The sequence below is a fragment of the Blautia marasmi genome (genome assembly GCF_900258535.1).
Classification (GTDB): Bacteria; Bacillota; Clostridia; order Lachnospirales; family Lachnospiraceae; genus Blautia; species Blautia hominis.
Window position 1 is genome coordinate 5,682,563 of record NZ_OIWX01000001.1, and the last position, 17,774, is coordinate 5,700,336.

18 protein-coding genes, 2 pseudogenes and 1 riboswitch are annotated in these 17,774 nt (G+C 49.5%); of the genes and pseudogenes, 5 read left to right on the forward strand and 15 right to left on the reverse strand.

The genetic code is table 11. The features are described from left to right. Nucleotides 1–7: 7 nt before the first annotated feature. From cobA to hemA, 4 genes and pseudogenes are all read right to left on the reverse strand, one after another. Nucleotides 8–1,549, reverse strand: coding sequence for a uroporphyrinogen-III C-methyltransferase (gene cobA, locus C6P39_RS28595; protein WP_242987220.1), 1,542 nt, complete (start codon nt 1,547–1,549; stop codon nt 8–10). A 30-nt stretch (nt 1,550–1,579) separates the two neighbouring features. Further along, nucleotides 1,580–2,443, reverse strand: a pseudogene (gene hemC / locus C6P39_RS28600) (hydroxymethylbilane synthase); the annotation flags it as partial. Next, complete coding sequence (locus C6P39_RS25065; protein ID WP_104805567.1) at nt 2,440–2,916, reverse strand: precorrin-2 dehydrogenase/sirohydrochlorin ferrochelatase family protein; 477 nt, start codon at nt 2,914–2,916, stop codon at nt 2,440–2,442. The pseudogene hemC and the gene C6P39_RS25065, both read right to left, overlap by 4 nt. Further along, the gene (gene hemA / locus C6P39_RS25070; RefSeq protein ID WP_095172796.1) at nt 2,906–4,135 is read right to left on the reverse strand and encodes a glutamyl-tRNA reductase; all 1,230 of its coding nucleotides are present in this window, start codon (nt 4,133–4,135) and stop codon (nt 2,906–2,908) included. The genes C6P39_RS25065 and hemA overlap by 11 nt, the downstream gene beginning before the upstream one ends. A 179-nt stretch (nt 4,136–4,314) precedes the next feature. Continuing rightward, nucleotides 4,315–4,495, forward strand: a riboswitch (cobalamin riboswitch). A gap of 172 nt (nt 4,496–4,667) precedes the next feature. On the opposite strand from hemA, the gene C6P39_RS25075 reads away from it, so the two are divergent. The 5 genes and pseudogenes from C6P39_RS25075 (at nt 4,668) to C6P39_RS28610 (ending at nt 8,182) form a co-directional block, all read left to right on the forward strand. Continuing rightward, nucleotides 4,668–5,414, forward strand: coding sequence for an energy-coupling factor ABC transporter permease (locus C6P39_RS25075; protein ID WP_065541496.1), 747 nt, complete (start codon nt 4,668–4,670; stop codon nt 5,412–5,414). A 1-nt stretch (nt 5,415) separates the two neighbouring features. Then, nucleotides 5,416–5,715 (forward strand): energy-coupling factor ABC transporter substrate-binding protein, encoded by a 300-nt coding sequence (locus C6P39_RS25080; protein WP_104805568.1) that lies wholly within the window; start codon nt 5,416–5,418, stop codon nt 5,713–5,715. 29 nt (nt 5,716–5,744) lie between these two features. Continuing rightward, nucleotides 5,745–6,521: a cobalt ECF transporter T component CbiQ gene (gene cbiQ / locus C6P39_RS25085; protein WP_104805569.1), complete on the forward strand. Its 777-nt coding sequence runs from the start codon at nt 5,745–5,747 to the stop codon at nt 6,519–6,521. Further along, nucleotides 6,518–7,120, forward strand: a pseudogene (locus C6P39_RS28605) (energy-coupling factor ABC transporter ATP-binding protein); the annotation flags it as partial. The gene cbiQ and the pseudogene C6P39_RS28605, both read left to right, overlap by 4 nt. Before the next feature lie 273 nt (nt 7,121–7,393). Beyond that, a complete protein-coding gene (locus tag C6P39_RS28610; protein ID WP_242987222.1) occupies nt 7,394–8,182 on the forward strand; it encodes a sirohydrochlorin cobaltochelatase in 789 nt (262 codons plus the stop codon). Nucleotides 8,183–8,312: 130 nt separating this feature from the next. Here the strand turns inward: C6P39_RS28610 and C6P39_RS28225 are convergent, their stop codons facing one another. The 11 genes from C6P39_RS28225 to cobT all read right to left on the reverse strand — a co-directional run bounded on the left by C6P39_RS28225 (nt 8,313) and on the right by cobT (nt 17,765). Next, nucleotides 8,313–8,438 (reverse strand): hypothetical protein, encoded by a 126-nt coding sequence (locus tag C6P39_RS28225; RefSeq protein ID WP_278277988.1) that lies wholly within the window; start codon nt 8,436–8,438, stop codon nt 8,313–8,315. 26 nt (nt 8,439–8,464) lie between these two features. Then, the gene (locus tag C6P39_RS25095) at nt 8,465–9,790 is read right to left on the reverse strand and encodes an NADase-type glycan-binding domain-containing protein (protein ID WP_104805571.1); all 1,326 of its coding nucleotides are present in this window, start codon (nt 9,788–9,790) and stop codon (nt 8,465–8,467) included. 78 nt (nt 9,791–9,868) lie between these two features. Next, nucleotides 9,869–10,519 (reverse strand): precorrin-8X methylmutase, encoded by a 651-nt coding sequence (locus C6P39_RS25100; RefSeq protein ID WP_095172791.1) that lies wholly within the window; start codon nt 10,517–10,519, stop codon nt 9,869–9,871. A gap of 14 nt (nt 10,520–10,533) precedes the next feature. Further along, nucleotides 10,534–12,042 (reverse strand): cobyric acid synthase, encoded by a 1,509-nt coding sequence (locus C6P39_RS25105; RefSeq protein WP_104805572.1) that lies wholly within the window; start codon nt 12,040–12,042, stop codon nt 10,534–10,536. Nucleotides 12,043–12,063: 21 nt separating this feature from the next. Beyond that, complete coding sequence (locus C6P39_RS25110; protein ID WP_104805573.1) at nt 12,064–13,134, reverse strand: pyridoxal phosphate-dependent aminotransferase; 1,071 nt, start codon at nt 13,132–13,134, stop codon at nt 12,064–12,066. Nucleotides 13,135–13,145: 11 nt separating this feature from the next. Beyond that, a complete protein-coding gene (cbiB, locus tag C6P39_RS25115; protein WP_104805574.1) occupies nt 13,146–14,117 on the reverse strand; it encodes an adenosylcobinamide-phosphate synthase CbiB in 972 nt (323 codons plus the stop codon). Next, entirely contained in the window at nt 14,111–14,728 is a 618-nt protein-coding gene (locus tag C6P39_RS25120; protein ID WP_104805575.1) for a histidine phosphatase family protein, read from the reverse strand. Before C6P39_RS25120 ends, cbiB begins: the two co-directional genes overlap by 7 nt. Continuing rightward, nucleotides 14,721–15,107 carry a bifunctional adenosylcobinamide kinase/adenosylcobinamide-phosphate guanylyltransferase gene (locus tag C6P39_RS25125; RefSeq protein ID WP_104805576.1) on the reverse strand — a complete coding sequence of 129 codons (387 nt, stop codon included), beginning with the start codon at nt 15,105–15,107 and terminating at the stop codon, nt 14,721–14,723. Before C6P39_RS25125 ends, C6P39_RS25120 begins: the two co-directional genes overlap by 8 nt. A 206-nt stretch (nt 15,108–15,313) precedes the next feature. Further along, a complete protein-coding gene (gene cobS / locus C6P39_RS25130) occupies nt 15,314–16,102 on the reverse strand; it encodes an adenosylcobinamide-GDP ribazoletransferase (protein WP_095172785.1) in 789 nt (262 codons plus the stop codon). Beyond that, entirely contained in the window at nt 16,089–16,652 is a 564-nt protein-coding gene (locus C6P39_RS25135; RefSeq protein WP_095172784.1) for a bifunctional adenosylcobinamide kinase/adenosylcobinamide-phosphate guanylyltransferase, read from the reverse strand. Before C6P39_RS25135 ends, cobS begins: the two co-directional genes overlap by 14 nt. Nucleotides 16,653–16,715: 63 nt before the next feature. Then, nucleotides 16,716–17,765, reverse strand: coding sequence for a nicotinate-nucleotide--dimethylbenzimidazole phosphoribosyltransferase (cobT, locus tag C6P39_RS25140; protein WP_104806043.1), 1,050 nt, complete (start codon nt 17,763–17,765; stop codon nt 16,716–16,718). Between the last annotated feature and the right edge of the window lie 9 nt (nt 17,766–17,774).

Genomic DNA, 17,774 nt, shown 5'->3' on the forward strand with positions numbered 1-17,774 from the left:
TTCACAGTTACCTGCTGTTTTTCAAGTTTACAACCAAATCCACCACACTGTCAATGGTGGCCTGTTTTGCCATAAATGTCTTCATTCCGTATGCGTCCGCAGCAGCTTTCGTCTGCTTTCCAATGCAGGCAGCCGTCACTTTTGTATAATCAAGGCCTTCTACTGCCTCCGCAAATCCTTTTACGGTAGACGCACTTGTAAAGACAGCGCAGTTGATCTCTCCGCTCTCAAAAGCCTTTTTCTCATCGATCATTTCCTGTTTTTCATAAAAGGTGTCATAGGTCGGCACATCACAGATCAAAAGCCCGGGCTTTTTCTCCAGCTCCTGGATGATCTCTTTTCCTCCGATCTTTGCTCTCGGAAGAAGGATCTTTTCCTTACCGCTGCAGACTTCACACAGCGCTCTTCCCAGGGATTCCCCGTCAAACACCTCAGGCATCAGATCCACAAACAAGCCTCTCTCTTCCAGTGCTTTTTTCGTACCTTTTCCAATGGCAGCGATCTTTGCTCCGCCCAGTTTTCTCACGTCTGTCCCCGCCTTTTTCATCTCCTCAAAGAATACATTCACACCGATGGGGCTTGTAAATGCCAGCCAGTCATAGCTGTCAAGCTGTCCGAATGCGCTGAAAAGCGCGCTCTGGTCTTTAAGCGGAGCTGTTTTGATAGCGGGAAGCTCCAGCACTTCCGCTCCCATCAGGCGCAGCTTTTTGGACATAGTGGAAACCGTCTCTCTGGGCCTTGTGACCAGCACTTTATATCCTGCCAGGGGCAGCTTCTCATACCATCCGAAGGTATCAGCAAGAGAACAAACCCGGCCAACCACGATGATAGCCGGCGTCTCGATCCCCTGACGTTTTACCTCCTCCTCCAGAGTGGAAACGGTAGCCACGATCCGCTTCTGTCCTGCCGTGGTTCCTTTCTGCAGTATGGCAGCCGGCATCTCACCCGGCATACCTGCCCGCAGCAGGGAATTGCAGATATCAGCAAGCGCCGTGACACCCATGAGGAACACCAGTGTCCCCTTTGTGCGCACCAGCGCTTCAAAATCAATGTCATAGGCCTCCCCCTGCTTTTTATGTCCTGTGATAATATGCAGGGAGGAACAGAAATCCCTGTGTGTCACCGGAATACCGTTATACGCAGGAACAGCCAAAGGGGAGGTGACTCCGGGCACCACTTCATAGGGGATTCCCTCTTTTGTGAGAAGCTCCAGCTCCTCTCCGCCTCTTCCGAAGAGAAAAGGGTCCCCGCCCTTTAACCGGACTACCCTATATCCCTTTTTTGCCTCTTCCACAAGTACCTGGTTAATCTGCTCCTGAGGCATAATATGGTGAGACGCACGTTTTCCCACATTGATCAGGCGCACACCGGCCGGAATCTGGGAGAGGACCCCCTGTCCCACAAGGCTGTCATACACAACCACCTGGGCATTTTTCAAAGTTTCCATGCCTTTCAGGGTAAAAAGTCCAATATCTCCCGGGCCTGCACCCACAAGCCAGACCTTTCCCTTACAGCATGCACGGTCTGTCTCCTGTCCAACTGCTGTCATAGATGCCGCTCTGCACTCCTCTCTCAGTTTTTTAGCAAGACGAACGCCCAGTTCCTCCGCCTCAGCCCTAGTCCCTTCCAGGCTGCCCTTTTTATATGCGCCGGTCTCCTCCTCATAGTAGAGGCCGGTAAGCTCGATCCTGTCACGGTCCACCACCGCATGAGCCGCAACCGGTGAGGAACATCCCCCGTCCAAAAATCTTACAAAAGAGCGCTCCGCCAAGGCCGCACAGGTACTGTCCGCATCCCCGTAGCCATCCAGGTAAGAATAATCTCTCCCTTTTCTGCCCTGTACGGTCAGAATCCCCTGTCCTGCCGCGGGCAGCATCTCCTCCGGCTCAAAATATCTGGATATCCTGTGGGTCAGCCCCAGCCTTTTAAGCCCTGCCGCAGCCAGAACCAGAGCACTGTATTCTCCGCTGTCAAGCTTTCCAAGTCTTGTCTGTACATTCCCTCTGACACTTTTACACTCCATGTCAGGGAACAATTCACCAAGCTGCAGGGTACGCCTGAGACTGGAACAGCCGATGGGCTTTGTCTTATCCAGTTCTGTCACTCCCTCGGGAAGTACCAGCGCGTCCCTTGGGTCCTCCCTTTTTGAGAAAGCCAGAAGAGGCAGTTCCTCCGGGACTTCCATGGGCATATCCTTCAGACTGTGTACGGAAAGCTGGCTTCTTCCGTCCAAAAGCGCCCGGTCCAGCTCTTTTACAAACAGGCCCTTCCCCCCCACTTTGTCAAGGGTTCTGTCCAGGATAATATCCCCTGTTGTCTTCATAGTGAGAAGCTCGGCCTTCAGTCCTTTATTGTTCTTCTCTATGTAGTCTCTCACCATCTCACTCTGTATTACGGCAAGCCGGCTCTCCCGGCTCCCGATCACTACTGTTTCGCTGCTCATTTCCTACCTCCCGGCATCTTTAAAAATTCTTCCACCTTTTCCCGCATCTGCCTTGTCTTCTTATGATCTTTTCCCGCTGCGTTGAACCCAATGACCACACCATCGTGGTTAATGATTCCAGGAAAATGAAAATCACATTTGTTTTGGTCACTGGCTGTGTTCACCAGTATGCCCAGACATTTGCAGGCACTGTAGATATCTTCATTTACCTTCCTGTCATCCGTGGCCGCCAATGCCAGATCCGCATCATATAAATCTTCCCGTTCGTATCTTTTCTGTTTCCAGACCAGCTCACCGCTTTTTGCAAGCTCCCGGATTTCCGGCTGTACATCGGGGGCGATCACTATCAGTTCCCCCACAAAGCCAAGAAGGCTTTTGATCCTTCTGGAAGCTATGTTTCCTCCGCCTATGACCACAGCTTTTTTCTCAGTCAGGTCTGTGTACAGCGGAAACAGTTTTTTCTCAGTCTTCATAAACCTTCTCCAATCCGGCCACACACTCCATGAACAGATCCTGCTCCAAAGAATCCCTCAGCCCGAAGATCATCTTGCCTACCACCTTCCCCGCAGCCGTGTCTATAGCCTTCAGAAGCCTTTCTCTGTCACTGTCCTCCATAGGGGTCTTTTTCAGGATCTTTAAGATCCGCGCATTCAAATCCTCCACAGCTTCCGTCTTGATATCCTGGATTCTCGGAAATACATCACGGCCGGAAAACCAGTCATAAAACTCTGACATCTGTTCCTTCAAAATAGCCCCTGCCTTCTGCATACTGGCCTGAAGCCTTGGGGATGCAGCGTCGATCTTAAAGCTGTCAATATCATAGAGGGTCACATTCTGAAGCTCTCCCACCTCCGGGTCAATGTCTCTCGGCACAGCCAGATCGATCAGGATCACATGATGGGGAACCTCCGCATTTTCAAAAAGTTCTTTTGTTATGGTGCAGTTCGGGCTGGCCGTAGCTGACACCACCAGATCACACTTGGGCAGCAGTTCCATCCTGTCCCCATAATTGATACGCTCACATCCCTGGGGAATGGTCACCATACCGCTTCGGTACTGGCGGACCGTCACCGTCACATCCGCGCCTGCCTCTTTCAGGGCCAGAGCCGTCACTTTTCCCATCTCTCCGTTTCCGATGACCATACAGGTCTTGCCCTGGATGGAAAATCCCTGGTTTTCCAGCCTGTCAATTGCCTGGTGGATGACAGAGGTATTGGCTCTTGAAAACGCCACTTCTGTTTTCACTTTCTTGGCTGCCGTCACTGCCATCCTGAAAAGCACTTCCAGCACACCGTCCGTACAGTAGGCATCCCTGGATAGTGTCAGCGCATCCTTCACCTGGGTGATGATCTGATCCTCCGCCAGGATCTGAGATTTTAAACCGCTGGTCAGATAGAACAGATGCTCCACTGCCTCACTGCCTTCTCTTGTGATGAAAAACTCCCGGTGCTCCTCCTCGCAAACTTCTTTTTCCCTGCACAGAAAACTGTAAAGGGAACCCTCCCAGTCATCCTGCACGCTGGCCCAGATCTCCATCCGGTTGCAGGTAGACAAAATAATACACCCTAAGATATCCTTGTCCTCTTTCAGCCGCTCCATAGCGCTCACCGCATTTTTTCTGGTGAAAGAAAATCTGGCCCTGATATCCACGGATGCTCTGCTGTGGTCAATTCCAATCATGGAAATACTCATAGTTCCTACACTCCATATCTTTCGTTTCCGTTTTTTAGATGCTTAGAAAACCAGGACATTGCACTGTTTTATACACACCTTTTGTTTTCTCATATTAGCACAGAATGTTACCTGGTGCAACATCTTGATTTTTTGTCGAATTCAATTGACAAAAAACTTCCGGGGCGATACAATAATCACAGAATTGAGTGTGCACAGGTGTCCGCTACGTCGGAATAATAGGAAAGTTGAGTTAAAAGCTCACACGGTCGCGCCGCTGTGAGGGAAGAGTCACATTTTATGATGTCACTGGGAAACTGGGAAGGCAAAATGTGGTGATGACGCCCGAGTCAGAAGACCTGCCTGTCACAAGCGATTTACACAATGGTTACGAACGATGGCCTTGTGTAAGAACAGGCGGTATGGGCGCTTATTAAAATAAGGTCTGCTGTCCGCATTTGTTCTTCTGATGGCCTGTCGGTGTTTTTACCGCCAGGTTTTTTTATACCCATTTGGGCATTATATTACTCAATCAGAAGGAGGAAAAGACAAAATGAGTAAGCAACAAAAAAGAATTATTGTATTGGCCAGCATGTTCGCACTGACCTTTGGTATTGTGCCGAATGTAAGTGCCATGCACATCATGGAAGGTTATCTTCCCGGAGGGTTCTGCATCGCATGGGGTGTAATCTGCGTCCCGTTTTTGATCGCAGGTTTTATGTCCATCAAGAAAACCCTGAATGAACACAGAAACCTGATCACCCTGCTGGCTATGTCAGGAGCCTTTGTATTCGTGATCTCATCCCTTAAGATCCCGTCTGTGACAGGAAGCTGTTCCCATATGACAGGAACCGGGCTTGGCGCCATCCTTTTCGGCCCCAGCGCAGTTTCCATTCTGGGGATTATTGTGCTCCTCTTCCAGGCTATCCTGCTGGCCCACGGCGGACTTACCACCCTGGGTGCCAATACTTTTTCTATGGCAATCGCAGGACCTTTTGTATCTTACGGAATTTTCTTTATCTGTAAAAAATGCAAGGTGAACCGATATGTTTCTGTTTTCCTTGCAGCGACCCTGGGCGACTTATTTACATACTGTGTAACTGCCGTACAGATGGCACTGGCTCACCATGCAGACACTACCATTATGGGCGCTATGGGAAAATTCCTGCTGGTGTTCGCACCCACACAGTTACCTCTGGCAATTATCGAAGGCGTCATCACAGTTCTTATCATCATGGGTCTTGAGACCTATGCGAAACCGGAACTCCGTACCATCGGTTTTTTAAAGGAGGCAAAGTAATATGAAAAAAACAGTAATTGGATTATTAATTGTGATCATTCTAATTGCGTTCATACCGCTCTTCGCTTTAAAGGACGCAGAATTCGGCGGCTCTGACGATGCCGGCAGCCAGGTGGTGGCGGAAGTGGACTCCGGTTTTCAGCCCATTGCAGAACCGATCCTTGAAAAAATACTTGGCCGCGAGCTTCCCGGTGAAGTGGAAAGCCTTTTGTTCTGTGTGCAGTCTTCCATCGGAGTTGGCATCCTGGCCTTCTTTATGGGACGCTTTGTAGAAAGAAAGAAGCTGGGAAAAGGAGAATGATACTTTGCATCCGGCGAAAGGAGTAACTTATGATAACCATTGATAAGCTTTGTTACAATTCCAAGCTTAGATATGAAAATGCCGGTGAAAAGTTTGCGTTCGCGATGATTACACTTCTTTTCTGTGTGATGAGTCGTTCCATCGTGGTCGCATGCATTGTTTTAGCAGTCACAGGGATTCTCACCGTTTATAAGGGGGGAATCCCTTTTTCCCGCTATATCCACTTTATGACTGTGCCGCTGGCTTTCCTGATCTTGAGCACCATTGCCATTGTTTTGAATTTAAAACACGAGCCCTTGGATCTATTTGCCGTTTCTATAGGCAGTTGGTACCTCACCGGGAGCGTAGACGCGCTATTTTATGCCCTGCAGTTGATTCTGACAGCCCTGTCCGCAGTCTCCTGCCTGTATTTTCTGTCCATGACGACCCCCATGCCGGACATTCTGAATGTGCTGGGAAAGCTGCACTGCCCCAAACTGATGATTGAGCTGATGCTGCTTATTTACCGTTTTATTTTCGTGCTGCTGGATACTGCCTATTATATTTCCACGTCACAGAACAGCCGCCTGGGAAACAGAAATTACCGGACAAGCTTAAAGTCCTTCGGTGCTCTCGGGTCTGTCCTGATGATCCGGGCGGTAAAGCGTTCCAATGCCCTCTACAGTGCCATGGAGGCACGCTGCTATGACGGCACCATCCATGTTTTGAATGAAACCTATCCTCCCAAGAAAAAAGTGATCGTGTGGATTGTTTTATTTGAAATCATTTTATTTTCCATAACTATCTGGAGGAGGTTCTTCGCATGAACAATGACATCATATTAAAAGCAGAGAATTTATTTTTTTCATATGACGACGAGAATTCCCATTCGTTAAATGGTCTCAGCCTGGAAATCAAACGGGGACAGAAGGTTGCTTTCATGGGCTCCAACGGCTCAGGAAAATCCACTTTTTTTCTGTGCTGCAACGGCATACACCGCCCTTCCTCAGGCACCCTGTATTTTAACGGCGAACCGTTCACCTATGACAAGAAAGGCCTCTTAAAGCTGCGAAGCAAAATAGGGATCGTGTTCCAGGACCCTGACAACCAGCTTTTTTCAGCCAGCGTATACCAGGAGATCTCTTTTGGCATCCTCAATCTGGGTGTGTCAGAGGAGGATGCCAAAAAAGAGGTGGAGGAGGTCATCGAGCATCTGGAAATCACCCCCTTCCGCCATAAACCCACCCACTCTTTAAGCGGAGGCCAGAAAAAACAGGTGTCCATCGCTGATATCCTTGTCATGCATCCGGACATTATTATTTTAGATGAACCGGCAGCCGCCCTGGACCCCAAGCATACCACCATGGTGAACCAGATTGTAAACCGTCTGACAGAGGCCGGGATCACAGTCCTCATGGCAACCCATGATGTAAATTATGCCTATGAGTGGGCGGACGAAATTATGCTGTTTCACGAGGGAAAAGTTCTCATGCACGGCACCCCGGCTGATGTGTTCAGCAACAAAGCAGTGCTGGCCCAGACTAACCTGGAAGCGCCTGCCGTGCTGGAACTGTTCGACAGCCTGTGTATGAAAGGTATCTTAAAGCCTGCGCTGCCTGTTCCCAAAAATCTGCAGACCTTAGAGAAATACATAGCAGACGTCAATATCAATACTACACATTACGGAGGAATATCACCAGTGAACATGAAGACAAAGAAAGCGATCCTGGCAGTCAGCTTCGGCACCAGCCATGATGACACCAGAAAGGTTACCATTGATGCCATCGAAGATTCCATGAGACAGGCTTTCCCGGAGTATCCTGTCTATCGGGCATGGACCAGCAAAATGATCATCCGAAAGCTTAAGAACAGGGATAACTTGATCATTCCCACGGTAAAGGAAGCCATGGAGCAGATGATGTCAGACGGCATTACAGATGTACTGGTACAGCCCACCCATGTGATCAACGGCATCGAAAATGACCTGATGAAGGAGGATGCCCTTACCTACCGGGATTCCTTCCATTCGATTTCTTTCGGGGACCCGCTTCTTACCACGGAGGATGACAGCCACAAGGTTATTGCTGCCATTGCGGACGAATTCTCTCATATAACAGAGGAACAGGCACTGGTATTCATGGGGCACGGCACAACCCATTTTGCCAACTCCATCTATGCTGCCCTGGATTACACCTTCAAAGATAAAGGATATCCCAACTTCTTTTTGGGCACCGTGGAAGCCTACCCCTCTATGGAGAGCCTGAAAAAAATGCTGAAAGCCTACCAGCCGAAGGAAGTGGTGCTGGCGCCCTTTATGATCGTGGCCGGTGACCACGCCAAAAATGATATGGCGGGGGATGATCCGGAATCCTGGTACAGCCAGTTTAAGGACGAAGGATATGAAGTGAAGGCTGTGTTAAAAGGTCTCGGAGAATATGAGGGCATACGCCGTCTCTTTATTGACCACATCCGTGCAGTTGACAGATAAGGGTAACAGTTTGGACAAGCTGAACCGTTACGCATCCAGCCATTAAAAATCGCTTCGCGATGGGCCGGATAAAGCTGGCACTACTTTTTCATACGGTCAGCGCAGTAAATGCGCAGACCTGTCTGAACTGTTACAAATAAGGTTCACTGTCGCACAGGTCTCCGAATTCACTGGTCCGGCTGTAAGAAAGCCCCTTTTGGATGACCTTGGCAGCAGACAAAAAGCCATGAAACAGAATTATAGCTTTCTGTTTCATGGCTTGATCATTTCTGCCCTGATCTTTTATTCATATAGTTCAACTTCTGAAATGCAGTTGTCATTCCACCGGTCTCCCTCAAATCCGCTTTTAATATAAAGGGATACATAGGAAGCTTCCACCGGTTCATCAAAGGAAAGACAGAACGCCTTCTTTTCATTGGAAAACTCCACATCCTTCTTCTGGGAATCTCCCACACTGATGGTCAGGGACGCCGGTCTGGCATTTGCCTTCCACATATCTTCACTTCTCCAGTTCCCCAGGTAAAGTACCATGTAGCGCACTTTGTGGGCCTTGTCAAAATCCAGACGGATACCGGTACCCTCCCCCAGTCCGTCTTCCCCCTCCTGCCAGGAGGAAGCAGTATCCCCATCTGCAGCGCTGGCCGCGCTGTAATCATAATTATCGGAAGACTGCTGGGAATTCTGGTCCGTGGAAGCAATGGAGATTTTTTGAAATTTGGAGAAATCTATGCTGTCCGCATCCACTGACTTAAAATATTCCTGTTTCTTTTCTTCCTTTTTTTCTTCTTTGGGCTTTTCTTCCTTTTTCTCTGCCTCTTTGTCTTTTTCTTCTTTTTCAGCCTCCGCGCCGCTGTTGTCCTTCTCTCCGCTTTCCGTCTCTTTTTGGGCATCCGCTTCCTTATCGGCTGAACCCTGCGTATTTTCTGAATCCTGCCCCTTGGCTCCGGCGGTCTTGTCTTCCTGTTCTGCTTTGGCGTAGTATGCCTTTTTTTCCTCATCCATCTGCTGCATGGCGTGTACCCCCCACAGAACTCCAATGAGAAGACAGACAATTAAAATACATCCGGATATGAGCCAGACCGGATTTTTCTTCTCCGGTTCTCCCTGCCGCTTTTCTTTTTTCGGCTTGTAGGAGGATTCTTTTGCCGCTTTCTTTACCAGATCCTCAAAGGGCAGTTCATCTGTATCCGCAAGGTCTTTTGGGTTCTCCTCCTTCTGCAGAAATGTTGGAGGCGTCTCCCTCTCACGCTCCGCCGCTTCTGCATCCGTATCCTCTAACGTATCCTGACTCAGCTCCTCCGTCACTGTATCCCCGAAAACAGTGCCTTCCCCATCCGTTTCTGTATGGTCTGTCCTTTCAGGTTTCGGAGGTTCTGCCGCTGCTTTTTCTTCTTTTGGTTCCGCTGCCGCATTTTCAGCTCTCTGTTCTTGAGGATCGCTTTCTTTTGCTGCGGCGGTTTCCTTTTTTATATCCTTCAGTTCTTCATCGCTTTTATAAAACTCCCAGATGTCGTCCTCATCCATGTATTCCTCGAACACCGCTTTTCCGCACTTTGAGCAGAATAGATCGTCGTTGTCCAGCTCATGGCCGCATCTTTCACACTTCATATTATACTTCCCCTTCCTGTTCTTTCCCTTTGTATTGAAGGTCTGTTTCCGTAACTGCTCAACGGTCTGAACAGTTCTCTATTTCCAGTAGTCTCTCTCATTATCGATCATATAGAGAAGTGCATTGCAGATACAGGCTGCGATATTGCTGCCGCCTTTTCTTCCCCTTGCTACAATGTAGGGCACCCCTGTCTCCATGATCATTTCCTTAGATTGTACCACATTTACAAAGCCTACCGGAACCCCAATTATTAGATATGGGGAAATTTTTTTCTCATTTATCAGCTCATACAGGCGGACCAGAGCTGTGGGCGCATTGCCGATGGCAAAAATAAGAGGTTTTCCCATAGAGGCAGCCTTATCCATACTTGCAACTGCACGGGTCGATCCCTGACTTTTTGCCGCACAGGCAACATCCTCATCAGACATAAAACAAAAAACCTCCCCGCCGTACTTTTTAAGCGCTTTCTTGTTGATACCTGCTTTTGCCATCTGCGTATCGGTCACAATACAGGCACCGTTTTTAATGGCTTGGATCGCCTGTTCCACTGCGTGGTCGGAAAAACAGAGATTATCTGCATAGTCAAAATCTGCACTTGTATGAATACACCGTTTTACGATCAGCTCTGTACCGGGCACCAGTTTTTTGTCCCCCAGCTCCTCTGTGATAATCTCAAAACTTCTGGTTTCAATCTCTTTTGGTCTTACATTTTCTAATTCTGTCTTCATCTTATCCGCCCTTTCTATATGCCGGCTTCCAGGATTTCATATATCTTTTTCATATCCAGATGCTTTCTCAGCCCATCTGCCAGAATATCATACTGCGTTTCCTTGAATTCTGCAAACTCCACACCTGTCATCTGGCTTACATCCAGGCCTTTTACTTCCCCTATAGCTTCCACTATCTTCTTTGCCACTTCCTCTTTGTCGAAAATACCGTGGACATAGGAACCGTAGACATTCCCCGCATAAGCCCCGTCCTCTTTGGAACTGCCCTTTACGGTGTCCGTGATCCTCACAAGCGGTCTGGCCCCTTCCCGCAGGGACGAAATACCCATATGGATCTCATACCCCGCAAGTGACACGCCGGAGAGTCCCTTCAAAGCGCCCTCCACCTCCGGGAAGCTGCCCTCCACCCGGGTCCTTGTCTTTGCCCCCTGAAATACCGTATCCATAGGCAGAAGTCCCATGCCCTTGATCTGCCCTCCGGCCTCCACACCGTCAGGATCCGACAGAGTTTCACCCAGCATCTGGTAACCGCCGCACACACCGAAAATAATCTTTCCCTCTGCTGCCTTCTTTAAGATCGCAGCCTCCAGACCGTTCTGCCGCATCCAGAGAAGGTCTTCCATAGTGTTTTTGGAACCCGGCAGCACGATCATATCCGGATTCTTCAGATCACGCACTGTTTTCACATAGCGCACCGATACCCCGGGTATCACCTCCAGGGCATTAAAATCTGTAAAATTGGAGATGCGCGGAATACGGATGACGGCAATATCAATTACATCCACTTCCTGTTTTCCGTCAAAGCGTTCGGTAAGGCTGTCCTCATCCTCCACCTCAATATTCAGGTAGGGTGCCACTCCCACTACGGGAATGCCGCTTTTTTCCTCCAGCATTGTGATCCCCGGATCCAGAATGGTCTTATCTCCCCGGAATTTATTGATGATCATGCCCTTGACGATTTCCCTCTCGTCCTCCTCAAGGAGCATCACCGTGCCGATCAGCTGTGCGAACACACCGCCCCGGTCAATATCTCCCACCAGAAGCACCGGTGCTTTCGCCATTTTAGCCATTCCCATATTAACAAGGTCTTCCTGCTTCAGGTTGATCTCCGCAGGACTCCCCGCGCCTTCAATCACTACAATATCATATTCTGATGCCAGTTTTTCATAAGCTTTCTTAACTTCCGGGATCAGGTTCCTTTTATATGCAAAATATTCTCTCGCACTCATGGTTCCCAGAACCTCTCCGTTTACGATCACCTGGCTGCCCGTCTCATTTGTAGGCTTTAACAAAATAGGATTCATGTACACAGACGGTGTAATGCCCGCCGCCTCAGCCTGCATCACCTGCGCGCGGCCCATCTCCAGCCCCTCCTCCGTGATGAAGGAATTAAGCGCCATATTCTGTGACTTAAAAGGTGCCACCTTGTATCCGTCCTGTTTGAAAATACGGCACAGACCTGCCGTCAAAAGACTTTTCCCCGCATTGGACATGGTGCCCTGCACCATAATTGCTTTTGCCATTTCCCGTTACCTGCCTTTCTCTTATGGTATCTGTCTATACTTGCTGCCTGCGGCCGGTATCTCTCCAAGCACACGCAGAAGTTTATCATTTTCTTCCCTGAGTCTCACCGCGATCCGGTAATACCCTTTGGAAAGCCCGTAGTAATTGCTGCAGTCCCGAATTAAGATCCCCTTTTCAAGACAGCTCTTTTGAAGGTCTTTCGGCCCTTTAAAAAAGATATAGTTGGCGCTTGAAGCAAACGTCTCATACCCCATACGCCCAAGGCCTTCCAAAAGATACGTGCGTTCCCTGTGTATCACGGCCATGGAATGCTCCACATATTCTTTCTCCGAAAGTGCGGCGATGCCGGCCTCCTGAGCCAGAATTGACACATTCCAGGGCTGGGTCACCATCTGCATGTTTTCAAGGAGTTCCCTGTTCCCGCACAGCGCGTATCCCAGCCTGACACCTGCCATGGCATATCGTTTTGTAAATGCCTTCAGCAGAAAAAGGCTGTTGTTCTGCTCTAAAAGAGATTTCATGGTGTGCGCTTCGGGATGTTCCACAAAGTCAACAAAACACTCATCCAGCATAAGGATACAGCCGCATTCCTGACAGCGAAGCAGCACTTCTCTCAAGAATGCCTGCTCCATGAGCACGCCTGTGGGGTTGTTGGGATTGCAGAGAAAAACCATATCCAGATCCTCTGTGATATGATCCAGAAATTCCCTTCCCACGGAAAATCCACGGCTCTCCTCCAGCACATACCGCTTGATTCCGCAGTCTACCGTGGTAAGCGCCTGCTCATATTCCGCAAAGGTGGGGGCAGGAAGCAGCGCCTTTTTTGGCTTCAGCGCCAGTACCAGGGCAAAGATCAAATCCGCCGCACCATTCCCGCAGATAATCTGTTCTGCGGGAACCCCCTCATAATGACTGATTGCGTCTCTGAGACGCTCACATTTTACATCCGGATAATGGCAGACCTGCTCCATGGCCCTGGCTACAGCCTGTTTTACAGACTCCGGGGTGCCGAAAGGATTACAGTTTGCAGAAAAATCCGTCACATTTTGATGGCGGTAGACATCACCGCCATGGGTGTGGTAACTTATCATTTATTTTCTCCTTACAGTAACAAAAAAATGCCCATGCGGATCAGTGCAAAAAACAAGGTTCCCAGGGCTGCGCTTACATACAGAAGGCGGTTTGCCCTCGGAATATCCTGTATCTCCACTTCCCTGACCGCATCTCCGATGGTTGGTTTTTCATATAATTTTCCGAAATAAAATGCATCTCCCGCAAGCTGGATATCCAGCGCACCTGCCATGACTGCCTCTGTCTGGGCAGAATTAGGGCTTGCATGATTGTAGCGGTCCCTTAAAAATATTTTCTTTGCATTTTTCCAGTCAAATCCGGCGCACAGGGAGGCCAGTATCATCAGCCAGGCACTGATCCTGGCGGGTATGTAATTGGCAATATCGTCCAGCCTGGCCGCATACCGTCCAAAATTTAGATATTTGTCATTTTTATATCCCACCATGGAGTCCATGGTATTGATCCCCTTATACAGGAACATAAGGACAGGGCCCCCTATCGCCATGTAAAACAGGGGGGCAATAATTCCATCGGATGTGTTTTCCGCAATGGTTTCCACTGCCGCCTTCGTCACACCTGCTTCGGACAGACTTTTGGTATCTCTTCCCACGATCATGGAAACCGCTGTTCTGGCTCCCGGCAGATCCGGCTTTTTCAGTTCCTCATACACCCGCATACTCTCCGCCTTCAGGGATTTCACTGCCAGCATCTGATAACACATAAAGGTCTCCAGTACAATTCCCAGAACCGTATGGATATGATATGCCAGATACAGAAGTAAAAACGGAACCCCTCCGCTGCCCAGACAAATCAGCAGCACAAGGAAAAAACCGGCTGTTCTCTCCCCTTTGGGCGTTTTTGGAAAAACCCGCCTCAGCATTTTTTCCAGCAGCGTGATCCCGTTTCCGATCATGCGGACAGGATGGTACAGCCATCTGGGGTCTCCCAAAAGCAGATCTATCATAAAGCCCAGTACCAGGGCCAGTGCTGTCCATTTCACCATGTCTTGTCAAATCCTTCCTGTGTATATTTTCCGGTCACCTCTATCTTTTGACTCTCTTTCCATTTTTCTTCATCAACCAATATTTCATAGCCCTGGGCATTCTTTACCTGCCAGTCAAAATAACTTCGGTCTGAGTCGGCAAGGATACTGAGGATACTCATAATGGTTCCGCCGTGCACCACAAAAGCCGCTGTAGAAGTCCCATCCTCCAGACACTGCTCCAGGCAGCGGACAAATCCCCACACACAACGTCTCCTGAACTCCTCCCGGCTTTCCCCCTCCGGAAAAGGCAGGGTTCCGTTACTGTCAATCCATGCCTGGTATCTGGGTTCCCCGGAAAGTTCTTTATAATTCTTGTTCTCAAATATTCCGAAATCGCACTCTTTCAATCGTTCTTCCGTCTCTTTTTCTATCCCCGGAAACAAAATTTCCGCAGTCTGGGTGCACCGGAGCATGGGACTTACAAAAACCCGCTTTACAGGCGGGTAGGAGAATTTTTCAAGGAGACAGATACCCTCCCTGCTAAGAGGCTCGTCTGTGCGGGATCCAATGTAACGTCCCAGCTTGTTTCCGGCTGTCATGGAATGGCGGATCAACAAGATCTTAAGCATCTTTTATCACCGTCCCGATTCCGCAGGTCACCCGGACAACACGCTTAGCCCTGGCTGCTGTCCTGGTACAGATCCTGCCCACAGCCTCCCGGTATTTCCGGTCAAAGGCATCCACAGGAACCACGCCATAGCCCAATTCATTGGATATGAGCACGATCTCAGGGTTTTTCCCGGACAGTTCCTCCTCCAGCTTGGACAGATCCCTGTTCTCCAAAAGCCTGGCACGTATCCACTCATGGAAATGATACAGGCATCTGGCGGAAAAAATATCCTCATAGGAGGCTTTTGCACCGTCCTTCATATCCTTTTCCTCCAACCCCTGTACTGCCATAGCATATTCTTTTTTTCCCTGAAATGCCCCGCCTATAATAAGCTGCATATGCCTTTCCTCCAATCATTTGTTATGTAGTGGCTTGTTACTATTCACGGCTGCTATCCCGCGAGGTGTTTTTATGCGCTTGCATGTGAAAATCCCGAGGCAGCCAGCGCGATATGGGGCAGAATGCTCCATATCTGTGCATCGCGAAGCGTGTTACTGTTTACAGAACTGTGTTTTTTGCAGGACTGTGAATAGTAACAATGGCTTTATAGATGACGCACGATCACCTCACCGGCCACTGCGAACAGGGCAATGGCAAGTTCACAAATCTGCATATGGAAACCAGCCAGATCCCCCGTGATCCCCCCGAACTGTTTCATGGACATGCGGTAGTAGTACAGGTATTCCAGCCCGGCGCCCAGAACGGCAGCTCCGCCGATAACCGGCTGATAAAGGATCATCAGGACTGCCGCTGCCAGAGAGAATAATACGGAAACCACCCTGACCGCTTGTTTTTGGGCACCATCTGAAAAAGCTGCCGCAAGCCCTGTATTTTTGGCCATGGGAAAGGATGCGATGGAAAAAGCCCCCATCCCTCTTGAGAGAACAAATCCCAAACACACCACCGGAAGCCCCGCACTCGTCATCTCACTGTAGACACCAAAATACAGAAGAAAATAGCAGATACCCACAATAATGGCAAAGGCGCCTGCATTGGAATCTTTTAATATTTCCAGTTTCTTCTCCCTGGGTTGATAGGAATTCAGGGCATCCGAGGTATCCAGAAGGCCGTCCAAGTGAATGCCGCCGCTTATGGCAACGGGTATCAAAAGCAGAACTATTGTCATAAAAACACGGCTGTCCAGAACGTTTGGGGCATATGTCCCCCAGAGCCAGGAGAGAACTCCGATCACCACGCCGATCAATGGAAAAAAGCACATGACATAGCGCATATTTTCCTTTGTCCATTCACTCTGTGGCATGGGAATCTTGGAATACATGGAAAACGCTATCTTAAAACTGTTCCAAAATTGTCCCGCCTTACTCTGTCTCATCACACATTTCCCCCATCCTGTCATTTTTATCTGTCCTGCTCTTGTATGTGAGGGGCAATCCATACACGACCTCTGTGACCTGGCAGGCCCGGCGTGCTGTTTCCCGGTTGATCTCCCCCAGATATTTCTGGTACTGCCTGGTCTCCTCATCATACTCGATCCCGTCTGAAAAAATCTCATTTGTCACAACCACCAGCTCCGCTGCCTGTGCTTCCAGGGAGGCAATGCCCTCCAGAACCGCCTCCACCGTCCGGCTCCCGGCACCGTCTTCCTGAAACATCTCATTGGCTGTCAGGTTGGACAAGCATTCCAGAAGTACGCAGGCGCCTTTTGGCACCTGCACGTTTTTAAGCCCTGTGTAACACTCTATCGTTGTAAATTTCTTTTCCGCACGCATACGCCTATGGCGTTCCACACGCTTCTTGCTCTCCTCATCAAAGGGGTACATGGTAGCTATATAAATCCTGTCGCCATCGCCGAATCCTGTCAGCACATCCTCCGCAAAGGCTGATTTTCCGCTCCCGCTTCCCCCTGTCACCAAAGTTATCATAAATTTGCTCCAATCTCCCGGTACAGCGGCCTGTGCCCCGTCACATGGTAACCTTCCCGTGGATCAATCTAAAGGCACGTAAGCATCCATACCGATACCGCCGAAATCACTCATGCCGTAAAATACCGCTGTTGCGATATCCAGAAGCGGGAAGAACGCCACTGCTCCTGTCCCCTCTCCCAGGCACATGTCACAGTGAAGACAGGCTTCCTTTCCGAGAGCCTCAAGGAGCAGATGGCCCGCAGGCTCTTTGGATACATGGCTGGCAATCATATATTGTTTCGCAGTGGGGCAGATTCCGGTTGCAACCAGCGCGCCAGTAGCTGAAATGACACCGTCTATCACCACCGGGATCTTAAGGGCAGCGCCGCCCAAAAACAGTCCGGCAATGGCTGCGATATCAAATCCGCCCACTTTTGCCACCACATCAATCGCATCATTTTTATCCGGTTTGTTTACCTCAACAGCCTTTTTGATCGCATTGATCTTACGGTTCAGTCCCTCACTGGAAAGTCCCGCGCCGCGGCCTGTCATGTTCTCCACAGGCATATCAAGGAGCACAGAAGCCACCGCACTGCTGGTGGTGGTATTTCCGATTCCCATCTCACCGGTGGCGATCACGCCATAGCCCTTTTCTTTCAGCATTTCCACCATCTCGATGCCCGTCTCAATGGCCCGGATGGCCTGTTGCCTTGTCATGGCCGGCTCCTTTGTCATATTTTTTGTCCCGTAGGCGATCTTCCGGTTTAAGATGCTTACCTCTTTTGCCACCCCTACATCTACAGGGAAGATTTCCGCGCCAACGGTTTTACACATAATACTGGAGACCGCTTTTGTCTGCAGGAAGTTCTCTGCCACAAGGGCTGTGATCTCCTGACCGGTCTGGGTCACGCCCTCCTCAACCACACCATTGTCCGCACACATGGGGACAAGTGCTTTCTTTTCCAGATGGATATCCAGGCATCCCGTGATACCGGTGATCTGTACCAGAAGGTCCTCCAGCTTACCCAGGCTGTGAAGGGGATGCGCGATGCTGTCCCAGCGCTTCCTGCTCTCCTCCATCACTTTTTCATTGACTGGTTCAATCCTTTTTAAAGCCTCTTCCAGTTTCATGTTCCTTTC

What these genes read in the sequence shown, in the direction of transcription:
- cobA (WP_242987220.1), bottom strand. Translation starts at nt 1,549, where the DNA reads ATGACAGCAGTTGGACAGGAGACAGACCGTGCATGCTGTAAGGGAAAG.
- C6P39_RS25065 (WP_104805567.1), bottom strand. Translation starts at nt 2,916, where the DNA reads ATGAAGACTGAGAAAAAACTGTTTCCGCTGTACACAGACCTGACTGAG.
- hemA (WP_095172796.1), bottom strand. Translation starts at nt 4,135, where the DNA reads ATGAGTATTTCCATGATTGGAATTGACCACAGCAGAGCATCCGTGGAT.
- C6P39_RS25075 (WP_065541496.1), top strand. Translation starts at nt 4,668, where the DNA reads ATGAGTAAGCAACAAAAAAGAATTATTGTATTGGCCAGCATGTTCGCA.
- C6P39_RS25080 (WP_104805568.1), top strand. Translation starts at nt 5,416, where the DNA reads ATGAAAAAAACAGTAATTGGATTATTAATTGTGATCATTCTAATTGCG.
- cbiQ (WP_104805569.1), top strand. Translation starts at nt 5,745, where the DNA reads ATGATAACCATTGATAAGCTTTGTTACAATTCCAAGCTTAGATATGAA.
- C6P39_RS28225 (WP_278277988.1), bottom strand. Translation starts at nt 8,438, where the DNA reads ATGAAACAGAAAGCTATAATTCTGTTTCATGGCTTTTTGTCTGCTGCC.
- C6P39_RS25095 (WP_104805571.1), bottom strand. Translation starts at nt 9,790, where the DNA reads ATGAAGTGTGAAAGATGCGGCCATGAGCTGGACAACGACGATCTATTC.
- C6P39_RS25100 (WP_095172791.1), bottom strand. Translation starts at nt 10,519, where the DNA reads ATGAAGACAGAATTAGAAAATGTAAGACCAAAAGAGATTGAAACCAGA.
- C6P39_RS25105 (WP_104805572.1), bottom strand. Translation starts at nt 12,042, where the DNA reads ATGGCAAAAGCAATTATGGTGCAGGGCACCATGTCCAATGCGGGGAAA.
- C6P39_RS25110 (WP_104805573.1), bottom strand. Translation starts at nt 13,134, where the DNA reads ATGATAAGTTACCACACCCATGGCGGTGATGTCTACCGCCATCAAAAT.
- cbiB (WP_104805574.1), bottom strand. Translation starts at nt 14,117, where the DNA reads ATGGTGAAATGGACAGCACTGGCCCTGGTACTGGGCTTTATGATAGAT.
- C6P39_RS25120 (WP_104805575.1), bottom strand. Translation starts at nt 14,728, where the DNA reads ATGCTTAAGATCTTGTTGATCCGCCATTCCATGACAGCCGGAAACAAG.
- C6P39_RS25125 (WP_104805576.1), bottom strand. Translation starts at nt 15,107, where the DNA reads ATGCAGCTTATTATAGGCGGGGCATTTCAGGGAAAAAAAGAATATGCT.
- cobS (WP_095172785.1), bottom strand. Translation starts at nt 16,102, where the DNA reads ATGAGACAGAGTAAGGCGGGACAATTTTGGAACAGTTTTAAGATAGCG.
- C6P39_RS25135 (WP_095172784.1), bottom strand. Translation starts at nt 16,652, where the DNA reads ATGATAACTTTGGTGACAGGGGGAAGCGGGAGCGGAAAATCAGCCTTT.
- cobT (WP_104806043.1), bottom strand. Translation starts at nt 17,765, where the DNA reads ATGAAACTGGAAGAGGCTTTAAAAAGGATTGAACCAGTCAATGAAAAA.